Source organism: Geobacillus sp. CAMR5420 (genome assembly GCF_000691465.1).
Taxonomy (GTDB): domain Bacteria; phylum Bacillota; class Bacilli; order Bacillales; family Anoxybacillaceae; genus Geobacillus; species Geobacillus thermoleovorans.
Genome location: NZ_JHUS01000052.1, coordinates 41,934 through 62,178, shown reverse-complemented (window position 1 = coordinate 62,178; position 20,245 = coordinate 41,934). Strand labels below are relative to the sequence as shown.

Sequence of the window (20,245 nt, the reverse complement as noted above, 5' to 3'; positions counted from 1 at the left end):
TTTTCTGTTTGATATGGTAAGGTAGAGAAGACAGGACAACTTTGCCAAAAACATGAGAGATTATATAAAAGAGGAGAGATAGGAGAATGACGGTGGCGTCATCCGAAAAAATGAAGATCAATATTGACAAGCTGAACGAGGATATCCGCCTATTTCCGCAAGTGCATCCGATTACGCCGGATATGCACATCACCCATAAAGGCGTATCCCGTTTGGTCATGCTTGACCGGTATTCATTCAAAGATACGGAGAAGCTGACGCTCACACCGGGCGATTTCGTCGTGTTGACGATCAAGGAGGATCCGAAATTCCCGGCACGAGGGCTCGGGTTTATCGTCGACATCGATTGGGAGGCGAAAAAGGCGCGCGTGTTGATTGAAGACGAATACCGGCACGTGCTCGAAGGGGAAGAGGCGGAGACCGGCATTGTGGTTCGGTCGCTCGACATTATTGATAAGCCGCTCGAAATTTTCTATGAGCAAATCGCCAAGCGCAATGCGACTGGGCTGGCGGCGGTGGAAAAGACAGAAGAAAAGCGGAAAGAGTGGTTCGAAAAGTTTTATCAAGAGCTCGCAAGCTTGAATTTTGTTCCGGCCGGCCGCGTGTTGTACGGGGCGGGTTCGGGCAAGGAAGTGACGTATTTCAACTGCTATGTGATGCCGTTTGTGAAAGACTCGCGCGAAGGAATTTCCGAACATCGGAAGCAGGTGATGGAAATCATGAGCCGCGGCGGCGGCGTTGGGACGAACGGCTCGACATTGCGGCCGCGCCATACGCTTGCGCGCGGGGTGAACGGCAAATCGTCCGGGTCGGTCTCGTGGCTTGACGATATTGCGAAGCTGACCCACCTTGTCGAGCAAGGTGGCTCCCGCCGCGGCGCCCAAATGATTATGCTTGCTGACTGGCACCCGGACATTATCGAATTCATCGTCTCGAAAATGCAAAACCCGCGCATTTTGCGCTACCTGCTCGAAAATATGGAAGACGAAGGCATCAAAAAAGCAGCGCGCGACAAACTGAAATTTACGCCGCTCACCGAGCGGGAGCGGGCGATGTATGAAGCGATCGTCCGATACAAGAACGCGCCTGACTACGGCGGTTTCACTGAAGAAATCATCAAAGACGCCGAAGAAAAACTGCGCACCGGCGGTACATATACGGTGCACAACCCAGACTTTTTGACCGGTGCGAACATTTCCGTCTGCCTGACGAAAGAGTTCATGGAAGCGGTCGAAAAGGACGAAGAATACGCGCTCCGCTTCCCGGACGTGGAAACCTATTCCGAAGAGGAAATGCGCATTTACAACGAAAAATGGCATGAAGTCGGCGATGTACGCGAATGGGAGAAAATGGGCTATCGCGTCCGCGTCTACCGGAAAATCCGCGCCCGCGAACTGTGGAAGCTGATCAACATTTGCGCGACGTATTCAGCCGAGCCGGGCATTTTCTTCATCGACAACGCCAACGAAATGACGAACGCCCGCGCGTACGGGCAAAAAGTCGTTGCGACCAACCCGTGCGGGGAACAACCGTTGGCACCGTATTCGGTGTGCAATCTGGCCGCCATTAACTTGGCGAACATGGTGGACAAAGAACGGAAGGTCATTGACTACGAAAAACTGAAACGCACGGTCGAAATCGGGGTGCGGATGCAAGACAACGTCATTGACGCCACGCCGTACTTCCTTGAGGAAAACAAAAAACAAGCGCTCGGCGAGCGCCGCATCGGCCTTGGCGTCATGGGGCTTGCAGACTTGCTCATTTACTGCGAAAAAGCGTACGGCTCTGAGGAAGGAAACCAGCTTGTCGATGAGCTGTTCCGCACGATCGCCACGACCGCATACCGGGCATCGATCGAGCTGGCGAAAGAAAAAGGCAGCTTCCCGTTTCTTGTCGGCGAAACGGAGGAAGAGACGCGCAAGCTGCGTGAAGCGTTCATCAACACCGGCTACATGAAACGGATGCCGGAAGATATTCGTCAAGATATTTTGAAATACGGCATCCGCAACTCGCACTTGCTGACGGTGGCGCCGACAGGATCGACGGGAACGATGGTCGGCGTCTCAACCGGGCTTGAGCCGTACTTCTCGTTCTCGTACTACCGGAGCGGGCGCTTGGGCAAATTTATCGAAGTGAAAGCGGACATCGTCCAAGAATATTTGGACAAACACCCGGAAGCCGACCCGAACCACTTGCCGCCTTGGTTTGTGACGGCGATGGACTTGCCGCCGGAAGCGCACGCCGATGTGCAGTGCATCATTCAACGTTGGGTCGACTCGAGCTTGTCGAAAACGGTCAACGCGCCGAAGGGCTACACCGTCGAGCAAGTGCAAAAAGTGTACGAGCGTTTATGGCGTTGCGGTGCGAAAGGCGGAACCGTCTATGTCGACGGCAGCCGCGATGCACAAGTGTTGACGTTAAAGGCTGAGGAGAATCAGATTGAAGAGCAACTTGAACTGCTTCCAGAGGAGCTCGAGGAAAAAGAGACGAAACGCCCCGTCGTGCTCGTTGATACGATTCAAGATGTGCGCGCCACCGATGTGACAATCGGTTCCGAAATCGGCAATATTTGCCCGATTTGCCGCGAAGGGACGATCGAAGAGATCGGCGGCTGCAACACGTGCACAAGCTGCGGCGCGCAGCTGAAGTGCGGCCTGTAATGGCGATACGAATGGGTTTGAATGGATGAAACGCTGGTTTCCGTAGAGGAACCGGCGTTTTTTTTTACATAAAAGGCAAAAGCCAAAATATAGTGGTAAAAGGAGGGAACGAAAGGGGGAGCGTCATGATTGTTCATGTCGTAAAGCGCGGGGAGACGCTTTGGCAGTTGGCTCAGCGTTACGGCGTTCCACTCGAGCGGATTGTCGCCGCCAATGAACTGAGCGACCCGAACCGGCTAGCCGTTGGCCAAGCGCTCGTCATCCCGGTTCCATATCGTTACCATACGGTCCGCACAGGGGAAACGTTATGGCAAATTGCGCGCCAGTATGGAGTGGCGGTCGAAGCGATTATACAGGCGAACCGGATCACGAATCCGTCGCTCCTTTATCCAGGGACAACGTTGTTCATCCCAGCGCGCATCCATACGGTGCGAAGCGGGGAGACGCTGGCGCAAATCGCTTCGTTCTACGGAGTGACGGTTCAGCAGCTGATCGAAGTAAACGATATTACCGATCCGAACCGGATCGTCCCCGGACAGCGGCTCATCATCCCGCCGGCGAAGCCGCTCATCGAGGTGAACGCATTTACGGTGGACCAAGGGGAGAAAGGAGCGGAGCAAGTGCGCGAAGTCGGCCGCCATTTGACCTATGCCGCGCCATTCGCCTACACGATCCGCGCCGATGGCGGGCTCAATCCGATCAATGATACAGCATTCATTCAGGCGGCTTATGCCGCCCGTGTCGTGCCGATGATGACGATCACGAACTTTACGTACCAAGACCCGGGCTCGAGGCTGGCGCAGACGATTCTGGCCGACGTTGCGCTGCAAACGCGATTGCTTGACAACGTCATTCAAGTGATGCGAGCAAAAGGGTACCGCGCGTTGAATGTCGATTTTGAAAATGTCTATCCGTCCGACCGCAAGCGGTATAACGAGTTTTTGCAGCGGGCGGCCAACCGGCTTCACGCCGAAGGGTATGTTTTATCGACGTCGCTGGCGCCCAAAATAAGCGCTGAACAAAAAGGGCTGCTGTACGAAGCGCACGACTACCCAGCCCACGGACGCATCGCTGATTTTGTTGTCCTTATGACCTATGAGTGGGGCTACCGATTTGGGCCGCCGCAAGCCATTTCGCCGGTGAATCAAATTCGGCGCGTGCTCGATTATGCGGTGACCGCCATTCCGCGTAGCAAAATCATGATGGGGTTTCAAATTTATGCCCGCGACTGGGTGCTGCCGCACGTGCAAGGGCAAGAGGCGGAAACGTTCAGCCCGAAAGAAGCCGTGGAGCGCGCCATTCGCTACGGGGCGTCCATCCAATACGATGCGGCGGCCGCCTCGCCGTTTTACCGGTACACGGACGAGCAAGGCCGCCAGCACGAAGTATGGTTTGAAGACGCCCGCAGCGCGTTGGCGAAATTTGAATTGGTGAAAGAATACGGATTGCGCGGAATCAGCTACTGGGTGCTCGGGTATCCGTATCCGGAAAACTGGGTGCTGTTAGAAGACAATTTCCGCATTCGCAAGCGTGGGTAAGCTAAGCAGTTAGAGCGTATGCGCCGGTCATCGGGCATGCGCTTTTACTTTGTTTCTTGGAGTTCGAGCCGCTTTTTTAGCTGATAAATTTCCAGATCGTGCTGGCCGATCTTATGGTTTAAATATTCAATCGCAATGTTCGCGTTGCGCCAATCATGTGACAATATCTCGAACATGCGCCGATGGTCGGCCAGCTCGTCCTCGATTTTTTTGAAATGGCTGCGCGTCTCGATAATGAAATGGTCCAACTTTTCCTCGAGGCGTTGTTGCTGTTCTTCGAGGCGTTGTTGTCGTTCTTCGAGGCGTTGTTGTCGTTCTTCGAGGCGTTGTTGTCGTTCTTCGAGGCGTTGCTGTCCGGCTTCTAGGCGGTCGAGGCGTTCATGAATCGGCTGCAACTCCTCTTTCAGCACTGAGCGAAGCAATTCGACAAGCTCGTGAGACATTCTGCATCCCTCCTTTCAGTTTAGTTTTATTGTATCATTGCGTTCATGAGCTGTCATGGCAAATCTTGAGCAGCTTCGTGAAATCGGCCGCCAACGGGATTTGTTCCATGTGTATAACAATATGTGGGATCGGAAATTGCATCTGGATGGCATGATTGACGGCCGAGAATATCGGCAAATCGTGGCTGAAACCGATGGGCATGGTCGTTGGTTTCGCTGGGAGATGAACATATCAAATTGGGGGTAATGAGCCTTCCATGAAAAATGATGCCAAGCAAAAGAAGCACGCGATTTCCCTCCATCCTTGAATCATACTAACATCAAATACGGAGAACATGGAGGGAAATGAATGAAACCGTTTATGCCCAAACTTGTGTATTTCGAACCGGAGGCGTTGCCGCATCCGCTCGGAAAGGTATTGCTCGCTTTTTTCCATCGGCCCAAGTGCAGTATTTTACGTAATGTCCCCTTCATGGTATAATGGGATTGATTGCTATTTTTTGTTTGCCTGGGCGGCCGACTGGCCCGGCAGCGTCTAGCCGAAGCGGGCAAAGCGGCAATGTTCATGAGAGATGCTGACGGCCGCTGCACTTGTCTGCGGCAGACAAATGTAATGGGAGGGGACAAACGTTGCCGACACCAAGCATGGAAGATTATATTGAGCAAATTTACATTTTGATTGAAGAAAAGGGCTATGCCCGCGTCTCTGACATCGCTGAAGCGTTGTCCGTCCATCCCTCCTCGGTGACGAAAATGGTGCAAAAGCTCGATAAAGATGAGTATTTAGTGTATGAGAAATACCGCGGACTCGTCTTGACGCCAAAAGGAAGAAAAATCGGCCAGCGGCTCGTCTACCGCCATGAGCTGCTTGAGCAGTTTCTCCGTTTGATCGGTGTCAGCGAAGAAAACATTTACCGCGACGTGGAAGGGATTGAACACCATTTGAGCTGGAACGCCATCGACCGGATCGGCGATTTGGTGCAGTATTTTCAAGAGGACGAACGCCGCCTTGAAGCGCTGCGCGATGTCCAAAAGCGCAATGAACAAGGAGAGTAAGCCGATGCTTGCTCTTTTTTGTTTGCCGTACTAAATGTCCTCCTTTTTTCTTACATATGTATAAACGGCAAAAAGGGGGAGGCGGCGGTGGACATTGATCTTGTCTTTTCCGGCGGCGGGGTGAAAGGGTTTGCGTTGCTTGGAGCGTATGAAGCGATTGAGGAAAAAGGTCTGCGCTGGAAGCGGCTTGCCGGCACGAGTGCGGGAGCGTTGCTTTCGGCGCTGCTATCGGCAGGCTACAGCGCCCGCGACATCGCCCGACTGCTTGAGGAGTTGGAGTTGGAGCAGTTTTTGGATGAACGGCCGCTATGGATTCCGTTTTCGCTTTGGAAATGGGTGCGCCTGTATTGGCATCTTGGGCTGTATCAAGGAAAGGCGTTTGAGCGGTGGCTCGAGGCGGCGCTCGCCGCCCGCGGCGTGCGGACGTTTCAAGATGTGCCGGCCGGCAGTTTGTATATCGTCGCTTCCGATGTGACGAACGGACGCCTCGTCGTGCTGCCGGACGATTTAGCCATATACGGCATTGACCCTGGGTCGTTTTCCATCGCCAAGGCAGTGCGGATGAGCATCAGCATTCCTTATTTCTTTGAGCCGGTCCGCCTTCGCGGGCGAAACGGTGTGGCTTTCATTGTCGACGGAGGGGTGTTGAGCAACTTTCCGCTGTTTTTGTTCGATGAAGAAAAGAAGAAAAAACGGCCGGTGCTGGGCGTTCAGCTGAGCCCAAAACCAGGGGAGCGGCCGAAACGAACGATCACCAATGCGCTCGATTTGTATGAGGCGCTGTTTGCGGCCATGAGAGAGGCGCATGATGCGCGCTACATTTCGCGCCGCCATGAAAAAAACATCGTCTTTTTGCCGGTGGACAACGTTATTTCCACGGAATTTTCCATCGACCTGGAAGCGCGCCGGCGCCTGATCGATTACGGACGCGAGCGGACGCGGCAGTTTTTGCGCCAATGGGCGTACTAGACGGGAAAGCGACAATAGGTCACACCTCTGCCGCCGATTTTTTAGCTGAACGGCAGAGGCAAACAAAAAAGAATCAAGCTAAAACGAAGCTCGATTCTTTTTTTTGCCTTTTTTGCCCTCGATCACGGTCAAGTGCGGAATGGCCGTCCGTTTTTTCAGCGGCCGCTTCAGTTTCGCCGGCTTTGCTTGTTTGCGCCCGGAGCGGGGATGGAGCTTTTTCGACTGCCGCACCGCCTTTAAATACGATAACCGATCTTGATCGGTGCGGCGTTGGTATACGAACCGGTAGAAGAGATAAATGGCGGCCAAAAACAGCGCAACAAACAACAGCTGGCGGAACAGCACCGTCGGATGGGCAAAAAGGGTATAGACAATGCCAAGCGTTCCAAGCAAAATCATAAGCCCGACAAGCGGATGAATGGCCCGGCGCCGCAATGAGTCCACCCCCTTTGATCGATTACTGCACCGCTTGTTTCCTTTCGGCTTCCGCTTCCAAATCAAGAAGCCGCTGAAACGAGGCGATGGCCACTTCCACTTGGTCATCGTCCGGTTCTTTTGTCGTCAACCGCTGCAGCCATAGCCCGGGATAGCCAAGCCAGCTTAGCAGCGGAATATCCCTCAATTTATTTGTAAACTGCAAGACTTCAAACGAAACGCCAAGCACGACAGGAATTAAAGCGAGCCTGTTTGCGATTCGCAGCCAAAGCGGATCCGTCGGCACGAACAAATAAAGGAACAAGCTGATCATGACAGTAAATAAAATGAAGCTGCTGCCGCATCGGTAGTGAAGGCGCGAGGCGCGCTGGACGTGCTCAACAGTGAGCGGCCACCCCGCTTCAAAGGCGTTGATGACTTTATGTTCCGCCCCGTGGTATTGGAACACGCGCCTAACAAGCGGCGTCAACGAAATAAAGTAAATGTAGCCGAGCAAAAGAGCAAGCTTAAAGGCTCCTTCAAGCAAAATTTGCCCCATTTTCCCCGGTACGAGCGGTTTAAAGGCGTCGGCGGCGAGCGCCGGAACGAGCGTAAAAATGGTTTTGGCGAATAAAAACGATAGCACGCCGATGACGGCGGCGCCGAGAATCAGCCCGAATTTGGAGCGGTTTTCTTCGGCGGCCTGTTTTTCGTCCGAGGACGCCTCATATTGTTCGCTGGCAAACTGCAAATGCTTGGCCCCGTTTGCGCTCGCCTCAATAATGGCGACAATGCCGCGGACAAACGGGATTTTTTTCAGGGCAGCCAGCGTCGGATGGCTGCGGCGAGGCAGCGTAAAATAGTCAATCGTCCCGTCATGACGGCGAATAGCGGTGACGGAGTGCGTCTTGCCGGCAAACATCACCCCTTCAACGACCGCTTGGCCGCCGTATAACGGTTTCTCCATTGATGATTTCATCAGGCCAACACCAACCTATTTTTTATGTTTATTATTTTATTCTACAAGAAACATCCGGAAACCTCTAGGTTGATGCTACTATTATGATTTCCAAAAAATCCATGATTTACACAAGGGCGGTCATTTTTTCGTTTGATTCATGGGACGGTCGGCTGTCGGTCATACTAACTGACAAGGAGGTGCACGATGATGGCGGAACAAAAAGGGAAGCTTGAGCAGGAGGAGACGGAGCGGCCGATGACGCTCATACAAAAAACGATCATCATCGGGTTTGTCGGCGGGGTGTTTTGGAGTTTGATCGGCTATTTGGCTTATTTTTTCCATTTCAGTGAAATCAGTCCGAATATGATTCTCATCCCGTGGGTTGCCGGGGACTGGAAATATGGGAAAGCCGGCAATTATGCGGCCATCGTGCTGATCGGCATCATTTCCATTGCGGCGGCGCTTTTGTACTACGCGTTCCTGCGCAAGATCGCCGGTATGTGGGCGGGAATGGTATATGGCGTGGTGCTTTGGATGATTGTCTTTTATTTGTTTAATCCACTGTTTCCAAACGTCCAACCAGTTGCAGATTTAGAAACGAATACGATTATTACGACGCTTTGCTTATACATTTTATATGGCGTATTTGTCGGGTATTCGATTTCTTTTGAAACGCAAGAAATGAATCGAACGGCGTTAAATGTCGGAAAAGAGGCGGCAAATGAAGGAAACTGACGAAGCTTCTTTTCGCTCTCATCCGCTGAAGTAAGTGCTGCATCAAGCGCCGCGCGGACGTCTAGCGGAAACGACCATCTTTATGGTAAAATAAAGAAGGTTTTGCATGTTTCAGCATCAGTCCATGGCTGCTGCGGGCGCTCGTGAAACTGGCGCGCCTACGAGGTTTTTCGCGTCATCCTGACCGCGAAGATTTTCTCCGCTCTCGACGCAGGCAGCGGAGGAGACGAGCACACTCTAAGGGAAGAGGAGACGGAAACATGGAAAAGCTGGAAAAGCTTCGGGAGCTTCTTGACGAGCAGCATATCGACGGGCTGTTAGTAACAAACGGCTACAACCGCCGCTATTTGACCGGGTTTACTGGCACGGCCGGCGCTGTACTTGTCAGCCGTCAAGGGGCGGTGTTGGTTACGGACTTCCGCTACGTCGAACAAGCATCGAGGCAAGCCCAAGGGTTTGAAGTCGTCCAGCACAGCGGGCCGATCATCGAAGAAATTGCCAATCAGGTGAAGCGGCTTGGCATCAAGAGGCTTGGCTTTGAGCAAGAACATGTCACCTATGCCGCATACAAGTCGTATGAAGAAGCCATCCGCGCTGAACTCGTGCCAACGTCTTGGCTCGTAGAAAAATTGCGCTTGATTAAGTCAGAGGCAGAGATTAAGATATTAAAGGAAGCAGCAGAAATCGCCGATGCGGCGTTTTCGCACATTTTGTCGTTCATCCGTCCAGGCGTTAAAGAAATCGAAGTGGCGAATGAGCTGGAATTTTTTATGCGCAAACAAGGTGCGTCTTCGTCCTCCTTTGATACGATCGTTGCCTCCGGCTACCGTTCGGCGCTGCCGCACGGGGTGGCGTCAGAGAAAACGATCGAGCGCGGCGAGCTCGTCACGCTTGATTTCGGGGCTTACTATAAAGGGTATTGTTCCGACATTACGAGAACGGTCGCCGTCGGCGACATTAGCGTGGAGCTGCGGACGATCTATGACATCGTTCTTGAAGCGCAGCAACGCGGCATGAACGGGCTCAGGGCAGGCATGACCGGCAAAGAGGCTGATGCGCTCACGCGCGATTACATCCGCGAAAAAGGGTATGGCGACTATTTCGGCCATTCGACCGGCCATGGGATTGGATTGGAAATTCACGAAGGGCCGACGCTTTCGTTCCGTTCGGATGTCGTGCTTGAGCCAGGCATGGTTGTCACCGTCGAGCCGGGCATTTACATCCCGGGGCTTGGCGGGGTGCGCATCGAGGACGATACGGTCATCACTGCTGACGGGAACGAAGCGCTCACCCATTCGCCAAAAGAACTGATCATTTTATAATGGATTGCGTGAGGAGGATTTCGGCTAATGATTTCAGTCAACGATTTTCGCACAGGACTTACGATTGAGGTGGACGGCGAGATTTGGCGCGTCCTTGAATTCCAGCACGTCAAGCCGGGCAAGGGGGCGGCGTTCGTCCGTTCGAAGCTGCGCAATTTGCGCACCGGCGCCATTCAGGAGCGGACGTTCCGCGCCGGCGAAAAAGTGAACCGGGCGCAAATCGACACACGCAAAATGCAATATTTGTACGCCAACGGCGACCAACACGTTTTTATGGATATGGAAACGTACGAACAAATCGAGCTGCCGGCGAAACAAATCGAGCATGAATTGAAGTTCTTGAAAGAGAATATGGAAGTATTTATTATGATGTACCAAGGCGAAACGATCGGCGTCGAGTTGCCGAACACCGTCGAGCTGAAAGTCGTCGAAACAGAGCCGGGCATTAAAGGTGACACCGCTTCTGGCGGTTCGAAGCCGGCGAAGCTCGAAACCGGCCTTGTCGTTCAAGTGCCGTTTTTCGTCAACGAAGGCGACACGCTCATCATTAATACGGCCGACGGCACGTACGTTTCGCGGGCGTAAGCGCAAGCCCGACAGGCACCGTCTCGGACACCTTCCGGGGCGGTGTTTTTTATGCGCAAAATGGGCGACGTTTTGCTCTCCCCCATCGTTTTCCTCAGTAAAAACTTCTTCTGAAACGGCTTGTTTTCGCATACGTTTGTACTAATCGATCCCATTTGGCAAAACAGGAGGGGAACATGAAACATTGGCTGCGATCAATCGACCCGTCCGTTATGGCCATGGCTGGCATGCGGATGGTGTCCGCGTTCATTGAACTGAGCGCGGCGCTGTTGATGCTTGTGTTCAATGACGTGAAAAAAGCGCTTGCCGTTAATGCCGCGCTTGCTGTCGTCGGTCCAACCGTCATGATGGTGACCATGGCGATTGGACTGCTTTCGCTTGCGGACGAGCTCTCGTTTTCACGGCTTGGGCTTGTGGCGCTCGGGATCGCGCTCATTTTGTTCGCAATTTACAAGTAAGGCATAAACGGCGCATTCCGCCCATACATATGAACTAGTCCACAAGAAAAGGGGGAGGGCCATGGAAGCGGTGTGGGGAATTTTGCCGAAAACGGTCGCCGCCGCGTTGCAGCACCATCTTCCTTCATGCCGCCGCGGAATTGAAGAAATCCGCATCCGCGTCTCCCGGCCGCTTGAGGTGATCGTCGACGGAACGGCCCGATTGCTGCCGTATGAAGTGACGAAAGAAGACGGCGTGCATTTGCTCAACAAATTGAGTCATTATTCGATCTATGCCGTCGAAGAAGAGCTGAAGCGCGGATTTATGACGATTGAGGGGGGGCATCGCGTTGGGCTGGCCGGCAAAGTCATTACTGAAGGGGGCAAGGTGAAAGCGATCCGCGATGTTTCCTCGTTTAACATTCGCATCGCCAAGGAACAGATCGGCATCGCCGAGCCGCTGATTCCGTATGTGTACGACGGCCGCTGGCGTCATACGATGATCATCGGCTCGCCGCAGACGGGAAAAACGACGCTCCTGCGCGATGCGGCGCGCTTGATTAGCAGCGGGACGAGGCGCATTCCGGCGCAAAAGGTGGCGATCGTTGACGAACGATCGGAAATCGCTGGCTGTGTGAAAGGGATTCCTCAGTTTTCGTTCGGCCCGCGCCTTGACGTGTTGGACGCCTGCCCGAAAGCGGAAGGGATGATGATGATGATCCGCTCGATGAGCCCTGATGTCATGATTGTCGACGAAATCGGGCGCGAGGAGGACAGCGAGGCAGTGCTTGAAGCGGCCAATGCTGGCGTCTCTGTATGGACGACTGTGCACGGCCGCAACATCCAAGACGTCTGGCAGCGTCCGACGCTCGGACCGGTGATGGAACAAAAGGTGTTTGAACGGTTTATTGAGCTGACGAACATTCCCCATCCCGGCTCAATCCGACGCATTCTCGACGCTGGCGGAACGGTGCTGTATGAAAGGGCGGTGGTCCATCGATGAAATGGTTTGGCGCTCTGTTGATTCTCGCCGCCTCAACATGGCTTGGGTTTGCCGCCGCCCGCGTGTTGCACGAGCGGCCGCGCCAGCTCCGCCAGCTGAAAGCGGCGCTGAGGGCGCTTGAGGCGGAAGTGATGTATGGCCATACGCCGCTTGCCGACGCCGCTATGCATCTCGCCCGGCAAACGGCCGCCCCGTTGTCCGAATTGTTCGAGCGGTTTGCCGCCGCGTTATGCACAGAAGAAACGAGCGCCGCCGAGGCATGGGAAAAAAGCTTGCGATCCGTATGGGGAAAAACCGCTCTAAAGCAAGGAGAATTTGAAGTGATGAAACAATTTGGCGCCACGCTTGGCCAATACGACCGGCTCACCCAGCAAAGGCAAATCGCGCTGGCGCTCGCCCATCTTGAGCGGGAGGAAGCGGAAGCGCTAGACAACCAGGCGCGCTACGCCAAGATGGCGAAAAGTTTAGGCGTGTTGGCCGGCCTGCTGCTCGTCATTTTACTCATGTAGACAGGAGGCAGAATCATGGGCATCGATGTCGATCTCATTTTGAAAATCGCCGGCGTCGGCATCGTCATCGCGTTTTTGCATACGGTGCTCGATCAGATGGGGAGGAAAGAATACGCCCAATGGGTGACGCTGCTCGGCTTTATTTATATTTTGTTTATGGTCGCTTCCATCGTCAGCGATTTGTTCCAAAAAATCAAGGATGTCTTTTTGTTCCGCGGGTAGGAGGGATCGGCCATTGACATTTTGCAAATCGTCGGCCTCGGGTTGATCGCGACGTTTTTGGTCGTGTTGCTGCAAGAGCAAAAGTCGAATCTGGCCTTTTTGTTGACCGTGTTTGTCGGCTGCACCATTTTTCTGTTGTTGGTCGATCAAATCAGCAGCATTTTGGCGATGTTGCGAAAAATGGCCGAAGGCGCCCATATTCAGATGGTGTATTTAGAGACGATGCTGAAAATCATCGGCATTGCCTACATTGCCGAGTTCGCTGCCCAAATTTCCAAAGACGCCGGCCAAGGGGCGATCGCCGCCAAAATTGAGCTCGGCGGAAAAATCATCATTTTGGCGCTGGCGGTCCCGATTTTGACGGCGATCATTGAAGCGGTCATCGGCCTCATCCCGTCGGCGCGCTAAAGGGGGGAACGGATTGAAGCGAACAGCGTTCCTTATTGTCGGGCTGCTTTCTCTCTTTTTTTGTCCGTTGGTCGTACAAGCCGCAAGCGATGGACCGTCGGTCAGCGAGCAGCTCGCTCAGCTCGATGTGAGCGATATCCGCCGCTATTGGGAAACGATCGTCAGCGAGTATGGAGGGTTTTTGCCGGAAAGCGAGAAAGGGCCGCTCACCGATTTTTTAAGCGGCGACAAGCAATGGTCGCCGGCCGAATGGCTGAAGGCGCTCGCCCGCTATTTGTTTTATGAACTGCAGGTGAACGGCAAACTGCTCGGCACGCTCATTTTGCTTGCTGTCTTCAGCACGGTGCTGCAATCGCTGCAAAATGCGTTCGCTCAGCAGGAAGTAAGCAAAATCGCCCAGGCGGTCGTCTATATGGTGCTCTTGTTGATCGCCTTAAACAGCTTTCGCCTCGCGGCGGATTATGCGCTTGAGGCGGTGCGGACGATGAGCCATTTCATCATCGCCCTCGTTCCGCTGCTGCTCGCCCTGCTCGCCACTTCCGGCGGGGTCGCGTCGGCGGCGTTTTTCCACCCGATCATTTTGTTTGTGATGAACACCACCGGCACGGTCGTTGAATACGTCACCTTGCCGCTTTTGCTTTTGGCTGCGCTGCTTTCTGTCGTCAGCACGCTCAGCGACCGTTACAAGGCGACTCAGCTCGCCGATTTGCTCAACAAAGCCTCCCTCGGTTTGCTCGGCCTCATTTTGACCGTGTTCCTTGGCGTCATGTCCGTGCGAGGAGCGACAGCGGCCGTGGCTGACGGCGTGGCGCTCCGGGCGGCGAAATTTGTCACCGGCAATTTCATCCCGGTCGTCGGCAAGCTGTTCACTGATGCCGCCGATACGGTCGTCGCCGCTTCCATGCTGTTGAAAAATACGGTCGGGTTGGTCGGGGCGGCGATTTTGCTCATGATCGCCATCTTTCCAGCGGTGAAAATTTTCGCCATCGTCATCGTCTACAAACTATCGGCTGCTCTTCTGCAGCCGCTTGGCGGCGGACCGGTATTGTCCTGCCTCAACATCATCGGCAAAAGCATCGCTTACGTGCTGGCGGCGCTGCTCATTGTGTCGCTCATGTTTTTCTTAAGCCTCACCGTCATGGTGATGGCCGGGAACATTACGATGATGGTCCGCTAGGGGGAGCGCTATGCAGCTAGTCATTGAGTGGGTGACAAACATCATTTTGTTTTTGTTGTTTGCTATCATCATCGATTTTTTGCTGCCGTCGGGGACGATGCAAAAATACGTGAAAATGGCTGTCGGGCTTATGCTCGTTCTCGTGATGCTCGCTCCGGTACTCAGGCTCGCTTCCGTTGATCCCGAGCAGCTCATCGCGTCGGCGCTCGTCCATTTTTCCAACGGCCGTGCGGGGGAGGAGGCAATAAAAAATCAAATCGAACAGCAGAAAAAAGAAATACAAGCCTCGCAACGCGCATATATTTTAAAACAAATGGCTGTCCAGCTCGAAAACGATGTCAATGAGGAGTTGATGGAAAAGTATGGGCTGAAAGCGGATGTCAACGTTTACGCCAAGCCAGGCGACGACTGGCGCATGCCGGATGACATCAAGACGATTGAGGTCGTCCTTTCGAAACAGAAGTCAGCCGGTTCGGTGGAACCGGTTGTCATCGATACGACGAAGCCGCCGGCTTTGCCGGAGGGCGATGCTTCGCTGGCAGAGGAGGTGCGCGCTTTTCTCGCCGGCCGATGGGAAATCGATGAAGATAAAATTGACGTGCAATTTAGGGGGAGGGAATAGAGGGGGGATGTTGCCGCTCATCAAACGGCTCTTTTCTTCAGCGCCGAAAGACGGGGAAGGAGCACAGAAAAAATGGCCGTTTTCGTACGTCGTCGTCCTGCTGTTGGCTGGTGTCGCCTTGATGGCGGCAAGCCATTGGGCAAACAGTGGAGAGGAAGCCGAAGCGAAGCCTTCCGCCGGGCAGCCGTCCGCTCCAGCCGAGCCGGCATTCCTGGCAAGCAAGGAGACGAAAGAGAAAGTGATCGCCGCCTATGAGGAGCGGTACGAAAAAGAACTGAAAGCCGCTCTTGAGGCGATCGAAGGGGTGGATGATGTCACGGTCGTCGTCAATCTCGATTCCACGGAGTTGAAACTGTATGAGAAAAAGCGTTCGACTCAGCAGCAGACAACGGAAGAGAGCGACAAGGAAGGCGGGAAGCGGACGATCGAAAACGAGTCGACCAATGAAGAAGTCATCATTATTCATAACGGCGAAGAAGAAACGCCGCTTGTCGTCGCCACGAAAAAGCCGGACATCCGTGGCGTTCTCGTTGTCGCCAAAGGGGCGGATAATTTGCAAATCAAAAAATGGATCGTCGAGGCGGTGACGCGCGTGTTAAACGTTCCGAGCTACCGCGTCGCTGTCTTGCCGAAAAAATGACCGGGTAAGGGGAGGAGATCGGCATGTTGAAAAAACAAACCGTATGGCTGTTGACGATGTTGAGCTTGGTCGTTGTGCTGTCGGTCTATTACGTGACAGCTCCAAAAAATATGAACGACAGTCCGGCATTTACCGCCAATAAGAAAACGGAAAAAACAACCGATCAGCCGAGCGTCGCTGTCGAAGAGGCGAAAAAGCCGTCCGCGTCTGGCGAAACGGGCGACGACTTGTTTACAGCGCTGCGCATGAAAATTGAGGATGAACGGAGCCGGTTGCGCGATGAGCTGAACGCCATTGTCGCTTCAGCGAACGCGACGGCGGAAGAAAAAAGTGAAGCGCTCGACAAAATTGAAAAATTGCAAGCATTGTCCGAAAAAGAAGCAACGTTGGAGACGCTCATCAAATCGAAAGGCGGTTATGAAGACGTGCTCGTGCGCGCCGATGACAACCAAGTGCGCGTGACGATCAAAGCGAAACAAAGCTCAGCTAAATCGGCGAATGAAGTCATTCATATGGTGAAAAAAGAAATACCCGATGCTGAATACGTGACGGTTGAGTTTCAGCCGGCTGGATGAACGCGCTGCTCTTTAGGGCAGCTTCTTTTTTTGCGGAAAAGTCTTTTGTTTGTCCTACTGTTGTGTGTATAATCGTTATGGACACGTTTAGGCACCGCCAGAAAGGAACGGGCTGCACGATACTTGGAGAAAGGTGTGAGATCGATGAAAATTCAAGAAATCCGTGAATTGATCCGCTTGGTCGACCAGTCCTCAATTGACGAATTCGTATACGAACAAGGCGAAACAAAAGTACATATGAAAAAAGGAACGGCTGCTGTCGCCGTTGCGTCGGCTGCGGCCGCACAGACGGCGGTCGCGCCGCCGGCGCCTGCCGCTCCGGCAGCGGTCGAACCGGCTTCGGCAGCTGCTCCCGTTCAAGCAGCGGCCTCAGAAGCGCCGGCACCGAAAGCGGAAACGCCGGTGGTCAAAGAAGAAAAGCCGGCTGTGGAAGGCAACTTGCATCAAATTACTTCGCCGATGGTCGGCACGTTCTACGCAGCGCCGGCGCCGGACAAGCCGCCGTATGTGAAGCCGGGCGACAAGGTGAAAAAAGACACGGTTGTCTGCATCATCGAGGCGATGAAGCTGTTTAATGAAATTGAAGCGGAAGTCGATGGCGAAATTGTCGAGGTGTTGGTGCAAAACGGCCAGCTCGTCGAATATGGCCAGCCGTTGTTTTTAGTCAAGCCTGAATAAGGGAGAGAACGGACGATGATCAAAAAAGTGTTGGTGGCGAACCGCGGGGAAATCGCCGTCCGCATCATCCGCGCCTGCCGCGAGCTTGGGATTGAGACGGTCGCTGTCTTTTCGCAAGCCGACCGCGACGCCTTGCACGTGCAGCTGGCTGATGAGGCGTACTGCATCGGGCCGACCGCTTCGAAAGACAGCTATTTAAATTTCACAAACATTATGAGCGTCGCCACGCTGACTGGCTGTGACGCCATCCACCCCGGTTACGGGTTTTTGGCGGAAAATGAAGCGTTCGCCGAGCTGTGCCGTGAATGCAACGTGACATTTATCGGCCCAAGTCCGGAAGCGATTGCAAAAATGGGCATTAAAGACATCGCTCGCGAGACGATGCGCGAGGCGGGGGTGCCGATCGTGCCTGGGTCGCGCGGGGTTATCGAAAGCCTTGATGAGGCGCGGGCGATTGCCGAAGAGATCGGCTATCCGGTCATCATTAAAGCGACGGCCGGCGGCGGCGGGAAAGGAATCCGCGTCGCCCGCGACGAAGGCGAGCTCGTCAAAGGCATCAACATCACCCAGCAGGAAGCGGCGACGGCGTTTGGCAACCCAGGCGTCTATATTGAAAAATATATCGAAGATTTCCGCCATGTCGAAATTCAAGTGCTCGCTGATTCGTACGGCAATACGATTCATCTCGGTGAGCGCGACTGCTCGATCCAGCGCCGGTTGCAAAAACTGGTCGAGGAAGCGCCGTCGCCGGCGCTTGACGACGAGATGCGCCGGAAGATGGGCGAGGCGGCGGTCAAGGCGGCGAAAGCGGTCAACTACACCGGCGCCGGTACGGTTGAATTTATTTATGACCACCGGAACAAACAATTTTACTTCATGGAGATGAATACGCGCATTCAAGTCGAGCATCCGGTCACTGAACTGATCACCGGCATCGATTTGGTCAAGGAGCAAATCCGCATCGCCGCCGGTGAAAAGCTGTCGATCACCCAAGAGGACGTCACGTTTAACGGCTGGGCGATCGAGTGCCGGATCAACGCCGAAAATCCAGCGAAAAACTTTATGCCGTCGCCGGGGAAAATCGCCATGTACCTGCCGCCGGGCGGCCCGGGCGTGCGCGTCGATTCCGCCGTCTATCCAGGCTATACGATCCCGCCGTATTATGATTCGATGATCGCCAAATTGATCGTTCATGCGCCGACGCGTGCGGAAGCGATCGCCCGCATGAGACGGGCGCTTTCGGAGTTTATCATCGAAGGCATTCATACAACGATTCCGTTCCACATAAAATTAATGGAGCATGAGAATTTTCAAAGCGGTGAGTTTAATACGAAGTTTTTGGAGTTATATGATATTATGAAGGCGGAATAGGAGGTGCCTTATGTCTGAGCATGTCTTTGAAACAGAGCAAGTGTACCCGGCGCTCGGCAAGGTGGAAATTGCACCGGAAGTGATTGAGGTGATCGCTGGCATCGCGGCGTCAGAAGTCGACGGCATCGCGCAAATGCGCGGCAATTTTGCCGCCGGCGTCGCCGAGCGGTTTGGAAAGAAACACCATGGCAAAGGCGTCAAGGTTGATTTGCGCGACGACGGCGTCGTCATCGATCTTTATTGCCTCGTCCAGTTTGGCGCATCGATTCCGAACGTGGCGAAAAAGGTGCAGGAAAATGTGCGCCAGGCGCTTTGGAACATGACCGGCCTCGAGGCGAGCGAAGTGAACGTTCATATCGTCGGCATCCAGTTTGAGGGCGGCAAGCAGGAACAAGGCGTGGTCGAACAGTGATCTCGCAAGGCAGTTGCTTTTTCGGCGGCTGCCTTTTTGTTTTTTTGGCCAAAGTTTGTTATTGTAATGAACGAGGCCGTTGTGGCGCAACCAACGGCAGCGCGAATGATTTGTGGGAAAAGGCTGGCTTTTTCCGAAAAATATGATATGATTTCATTGTGAATGTTCGTTTTTTTGGAAAGGGGGACCGCCATGAAGCGGCATGAAGCACGGGAAAAGGCGTTGCAGGCGCTGTTTCAAATCGATGTCGGACGCATTCCACCAGACGAGGCGCTCCACAATGTCACGGGCGGCGGCGACATCGACCCGTTTTTGCGCCAGCTCGTCTTTGGCGTCGTCGAGCACCAGGAGGAGATTGACGAGCTGTTGCGCGCCAATTTGGAAAAATGGACGCTTGAACGCGTCGCCAACGTTGACCGCGCCATTTTGCGCATGGCGACGTACGAGATGAAATACGCCGATGATGTGCCGGTAAGCGTCAGCCTCGATGAGGCGGTCGAGCTGGCGAAAAAATTCGGCGATTGGAAATCCGGAAGTTTTGTCAACGGCGTGCTTTCGAAAGTGAAGGCGGCGCTGCAAAAATAAAACCGGCTGCATCGCGGGCAGATATCGAACGATGAACGAGGAGAGGGGAACGAAACACGATGACAGCACAAATCATTAGCGGAACGGAGATGGCGAGGACGATTCGCACCGCATTGGCGGATGAAGCCGTACAGTTGAAAGCGGACGGCGTTGAGCCGGGGCTGGCCGTCATTCTAGTCGGCGACGATCCGGCATCGCATTCGTATGTAAAAGGAAAACAAAAAGCGTGCGCCGAGGTCGGCATTCGCTCGTTCCTTTACACGTTTCCGGCGGCGATCGACGAAGAGACGCTGCTTGCGAAAATCCGCGAGTTAAACGTCGATCCGGCGGTGCACGGCATTTTAGTGCAGCTGCCGCTGCCGGATCACATTTGCGAATGGTCGGTCATTGAAACGATCGCACCGGAAAAAGATGTCGATGGGTTTCACCCGATCAATGTCGGAAAAATGATGATCGGCCAACGGGCGTTTCTCCCTTGCACTCCGCATGGCATTTTAGTGATGGTGCAATCGGCCGGCATTGACATCGCCGGCAAGCACGTCGTCGTCGTCGGCCGAAGCAACATCGTCGGCAAACCGGTTGGCCAGCTGTTTTTGCGCGAACATGCCACCGTCACCTACACTCACTCGAAAACGCCGGATTTGGCCGCCATCACTCGGCAGGCGGACATTTTGATCGTCGCTGTCGGCAAGGCGCGCCTCATCGGCCCGGAACACATCAAGCCCGGGGCGGTCGTCATCGACGTCGGCGTCAACCGGCTTGAGAACGGCAAATTGTGCGGCGATGTCGATTTTGACGCTGTGAAAGAAGTGGCTGGCTATATTACGCCGGTGCCGGGTGGAGTCGGGCCGATGACGATTACAATGCTCTTGCACAACACGATTGAAGCGGCACGGCAGCTGGCCGCAAAGTGAGGGCAGGAT

The 20,245-nt window shown here is 54.0% G+C and carries 24 protein-coding genes and 1 pseudogene; 22 read left to right on the top strand and 3 right to left on the bottom strand.

The window, feature by feature from the left end; genetic code table 11:
- The first annotated feature begins 86 nt into the window (after positions 1–86).
- Together DI44_RS04970 and DI44_RS04975 are read left to right on the top strand one after the other, a co-directional pair.
- Positions 87–2,660: a vitamin B12-dependent ribonucleotide reductase gene (locus tag DI44_RS04970; RefSeq protein WP_011231901.1), complete on the top strand. Its 2,574-nt coding sequence runs from the start codon at positions 87–89 to the stop codon at positions 2,658–2,660.
- Positions 2,661–2,785: 125 nt separating this feature from the next.
- Positions 2,786–4,198, top strand: coding sequence for a LysM peptidoglycan-binding domain-containing protein (locus DI44_RS04975; protein ID WP_023633914.1), 1,413 nt, complete (start codon positions 2,786–2,788; stop codon positions 4,196–4,198).
- A gap of 44 nt (positions 4,199–4,242) precedes the next feature.
- Here the strand turns inward: DI44_RS04975 and DI44_RS04980 are convergent, their stop codons facing one another.
- Positions 4,243–4,641, bottom strand: a complete 399-nt coding sequence (locus DI44_RS04980) for a hypothetical protein (RefSeq protein WP_011231899.1) — start codon at positions 4,639–4,641, stop codon at positions 4,243–4,245.
- 64 nt (positions 4,642–4,705) lie between these two features.
- Between DI44_RS04980 and DI44_RS04985 the strand changes: the two are divergent.
- The 3 genes and pseudogenes from DI44_RS04985 to DI44_RS04995 form a co-directional block, all read left to right on the top strand.
- Positions 4,706–4,888: pseudogene (locus DI44_RS04985) on the top strand (DUF2332 family protein); the annotation flags it as partial.
- A 383-nt stretch (positions 4,889–5,271) separates the two neighbouring features.
- Positions 5,272–5,697 (top strand): transcriptional regulator MntR, encoded by a 426-nt coding sequence (gene mntR, locus DI44_RS04990; protein ID WP_011231898.1) that lies wholly within the window; start codon positions 5,272–5,274, stop codon positions 5,695–5,697.
- Positions 5,698–5,784: 87 nt separating this feature from the next.
- Positions 5,785–6,666, top strand: a complete 882-nt coding sequence (locus DI44_RS04995) for a patatin-like phospholipase family protein (protein ID WP_033025837.1) — start codon at positions 5,785–5,787, stop codon at positions 6,664–6,666.
- A 78-nt stretch (positions 6,667–6,744) separates the two neighbouring features.
- On the opposite strand, the gene DI44_RS05000 is transcribed toward DI44_RS04995, so the two are convergent.
- Together DI44_RS05000 and DI44_RS05005 are read right to left on the bottom strand one after the other, a co-directional pair.
- Positions 6,745–7,101 carry an SA1362 family protein gene (locus DI44_RS05000; protein WP_021322363.1) on the bottom strand — a complete coding sequence of 119 codons (357 nt, stop codon included), beginning with the start codon at positions 7,099–7,101 and terminating at the stop codon, positions 6,745–6,747.
- A gap of 22 nt (positions 7,102–7,123) precedes the next feature.
- The gene (locus DI44_RS05005; protein WP_011231895.1) at positions 7,124–8,059 is read right to left on the bottom strand and encodes a DUF1385 domain-containing protein; all 936 of its coding nucleotides are present in this window, start codon (positions 8,057–8,059) and stop codon (positions 7,124–7,126) included.
- A 186-nt stretch (positions 8,060–8,245) separates the two neighbouring features.
- Between DI44_RS05005 and DI44_RS05010 the strand changes: the two genes are divergently transcribed.
- The 17 genes from DI44_RS05010 (at position 8,246) to folD (ending at position 20,236) form a co-directional block, all read left to right on the top strand.
- Complete coding sequence (locus DI44_RS05010; RefSeq protein WP_011231894.1) at positions 8,246–8,776, top strand: YqhR family membrane protein; 531 nt, start codon at positions 8,246–8,248, stop codon at positions 8,774–8,776.
- Between the two features lie 260 nt (positions 8,777–9,036).
- Positions 9,037–10,098, top strand: coding sequence for a Xaa-Pro peptidase family protein (locus tag DI44_RS05015; protein WP_031206532.1), 1,062 nt, complete (start codon positions 9,037–9,039; stop codon positions 10,096–10,098).
- A 27-nt stretch (positions 10,099–10,125) separates the two neighbouring features.
- Positions 10,126–10,683, top strand: a complete 558-nt coding sequence (efp, locus tag DI44_RS05020; RefSeq protein WP_011231892.1) for an elongation factor P — start codon at positions 10,126–10,128, stop codon at positions 10,681–10,683.
- A gap of 176 nt (positions 10,684–10,859) precedes the next feature.
- Positions 10,860–11,141, top strand: coding sequence for a YqhV family protein (locus DI44_RS05025; protein ID WP_011231891.1), 282 nt, complete (start codon positions 10,860–10,862; stop codon positions 11,139–11,141).
- 61 nt (positions 11,142–11,202) lie between these two features.
- Positions 11,203–12,123 (top strand): stage III sporulation protein AA, encoded by a 921-nt coding sequence (gene spoIIIAA / locus DI44_RS05030; RefSeq protein WP_011231890.1) that lies wholly within the window; start codon positions 11,203–11,205, stop codon positions 12,121–12,123.
- Complete coding sequence (spoIIIAB, locus tag DI44_RS05035; protein ID WP_033025836.1) at positions 12,120–12,632, top strand: stage III sporulation protein SpoIIIAB; 513 nt, start codon at positions 12,120–12,122, stop codon at positions 12,630–12,632. The genes spoIIIAA and spoIIIAB overlap by 4 nt, the downstream gene beginning before the upstream one ends.
- A 15-nt stretch (positions 12,633–12,647) precedes the next feature.
- The gene (spoIIIAC, locus tag DI44_RS05040; protein ID WP_011231888.1) at positions 12,648–12,854 is read left to right on the top strand and encodes a stage III sporulation protein AC; all 207 of its coding nucleotides are present in this window, start codon (positions 12,648–12,650) and stop codon (positions 12,852–12,854) included.
- Positions 12,855–12,875: 21 nt separating this feature from the next.
- Positions 12,876–13,262 (top strand): stage III sporulation protein AD, encoded by a 387-nt coding sequence (gene spoIIIAD / locus DI44_RS05045; RefSeq protein ID WP_011231887.1) that lies wholly within the window; start codon positions 12,876–12,878, stop codon positions 13,260–13,262.
- Between the two features lie 13 nt (positions 13,263–13,275).
- Positions 13,276–14,439: a stage III sporulation protein AE gene (gene spoIIIAE, locus DI44_RS05050; RefSeq protein ID WP_011231886.1), complete on the top strand. Its 1,164-nt coding sequence runs from the start codon at positions 13,276–13,278 to the stop codon at positions 14,437–14,439.
- 10 nt (positions 14,440–14,449) lie between these two features.
- On the top strand, positions 14,450–15,061 hold the full coding sequence (gene spoIIIAF, locus DI44_RS05055) for a stage III sporulation protein AF (RefSeq protein ID WP_015375379.1): 612 nt from the start codon (positions 14,450–14,452) through the stop codon (positions 15,059–15,061).
- A gap of 7 nt (positions 15,062–15,068) precedes the next feature.
- Positions 15,069–15,701, top strand: coding sequence for a stage III sporulation protein AG (gene spoIIIAG, locus DI44_RS05060; RefSeq protein WP_011231884.1), 633 nt, complete (start codon positions 15,069–15,071; stop codon positions 15,699–15,701).
- Positions 15,702–15,724: 23 nt separating this feature from the next.
- A complete protein-coding gene (locus DI44_RS05065; protein ID WP_011231883.1) occupies positions 15,725–16,276 on the top strand; it encodes a SpoIIIAH-like family protein in 552 nt (183 codons plus the stop codon).
- A gap of 144 nt (positions 16,277–16,420) precedes the next feature.
- A complete protein-coding gene (gene accB, locus DI44_RS05070; protein WP_011231882.1) occupies positions 16,421–16,954 on the top strand; it encodes an acetyl-CoA carboxylase biotin carboxyl carrier protein in 534 nt (177 codons plus the stop codon).
- A 15-nt stretch (positions 16,955–16,969) separates the two neighbouring features.
- Positions 16,970–18,325 (top strand): acetyl-CoA carboxylase biotin carboxylase subunit, encoded by a 1,356-nt coding sequence (gene accC, locus DI44_RS05075; RefSeq protein ID WP_011231881.1) that lies wholly within the window; start codon positions 16,970–16,972, stop codon positions 18,323–18,325.
- A gap of 10 nt (positions 18,326–18,335) precedes the next feature.
- Entirely contained in the window at positions 18,336–18,737 is a 402-nt protein-coding gene (locus DI44_RS05080) for an Asp23/Gls24 family envelope stress response protein (protein ID WP_011231880.1), read from the top strand.
- 192 nt (positions 18,738–18,929) lie between these two features.
- Entirely contained in the window at positions 18,930–19,322 is a 393-nt protein-coding gene (nusB, locus tag DI44_RS05085) for a transcription antitermination factor NusB (RefSeq protein WP_011231879.1), read from the top strand.
- 59 nt (positions 19,323–19,381) lie between these two features.
- The gene (gene folD / locus DI44_RS05090; RefSeq protein ID WP_033025835.1) at positions 19,382–20,236 is read left to right on the top strand and encodes a bifunctional methylenetetrahydrofolate dehydrogenase/methenyltetrahydrofolate cyclohydrolase FolD; all 855 of its coding nucleotides are present in this window, start codon (positions 19,382–19,384) and stop codon (positions 20,234–20,236) included.
- Positions 20,237–20,245: the final 9 nt, after the last annotated feature.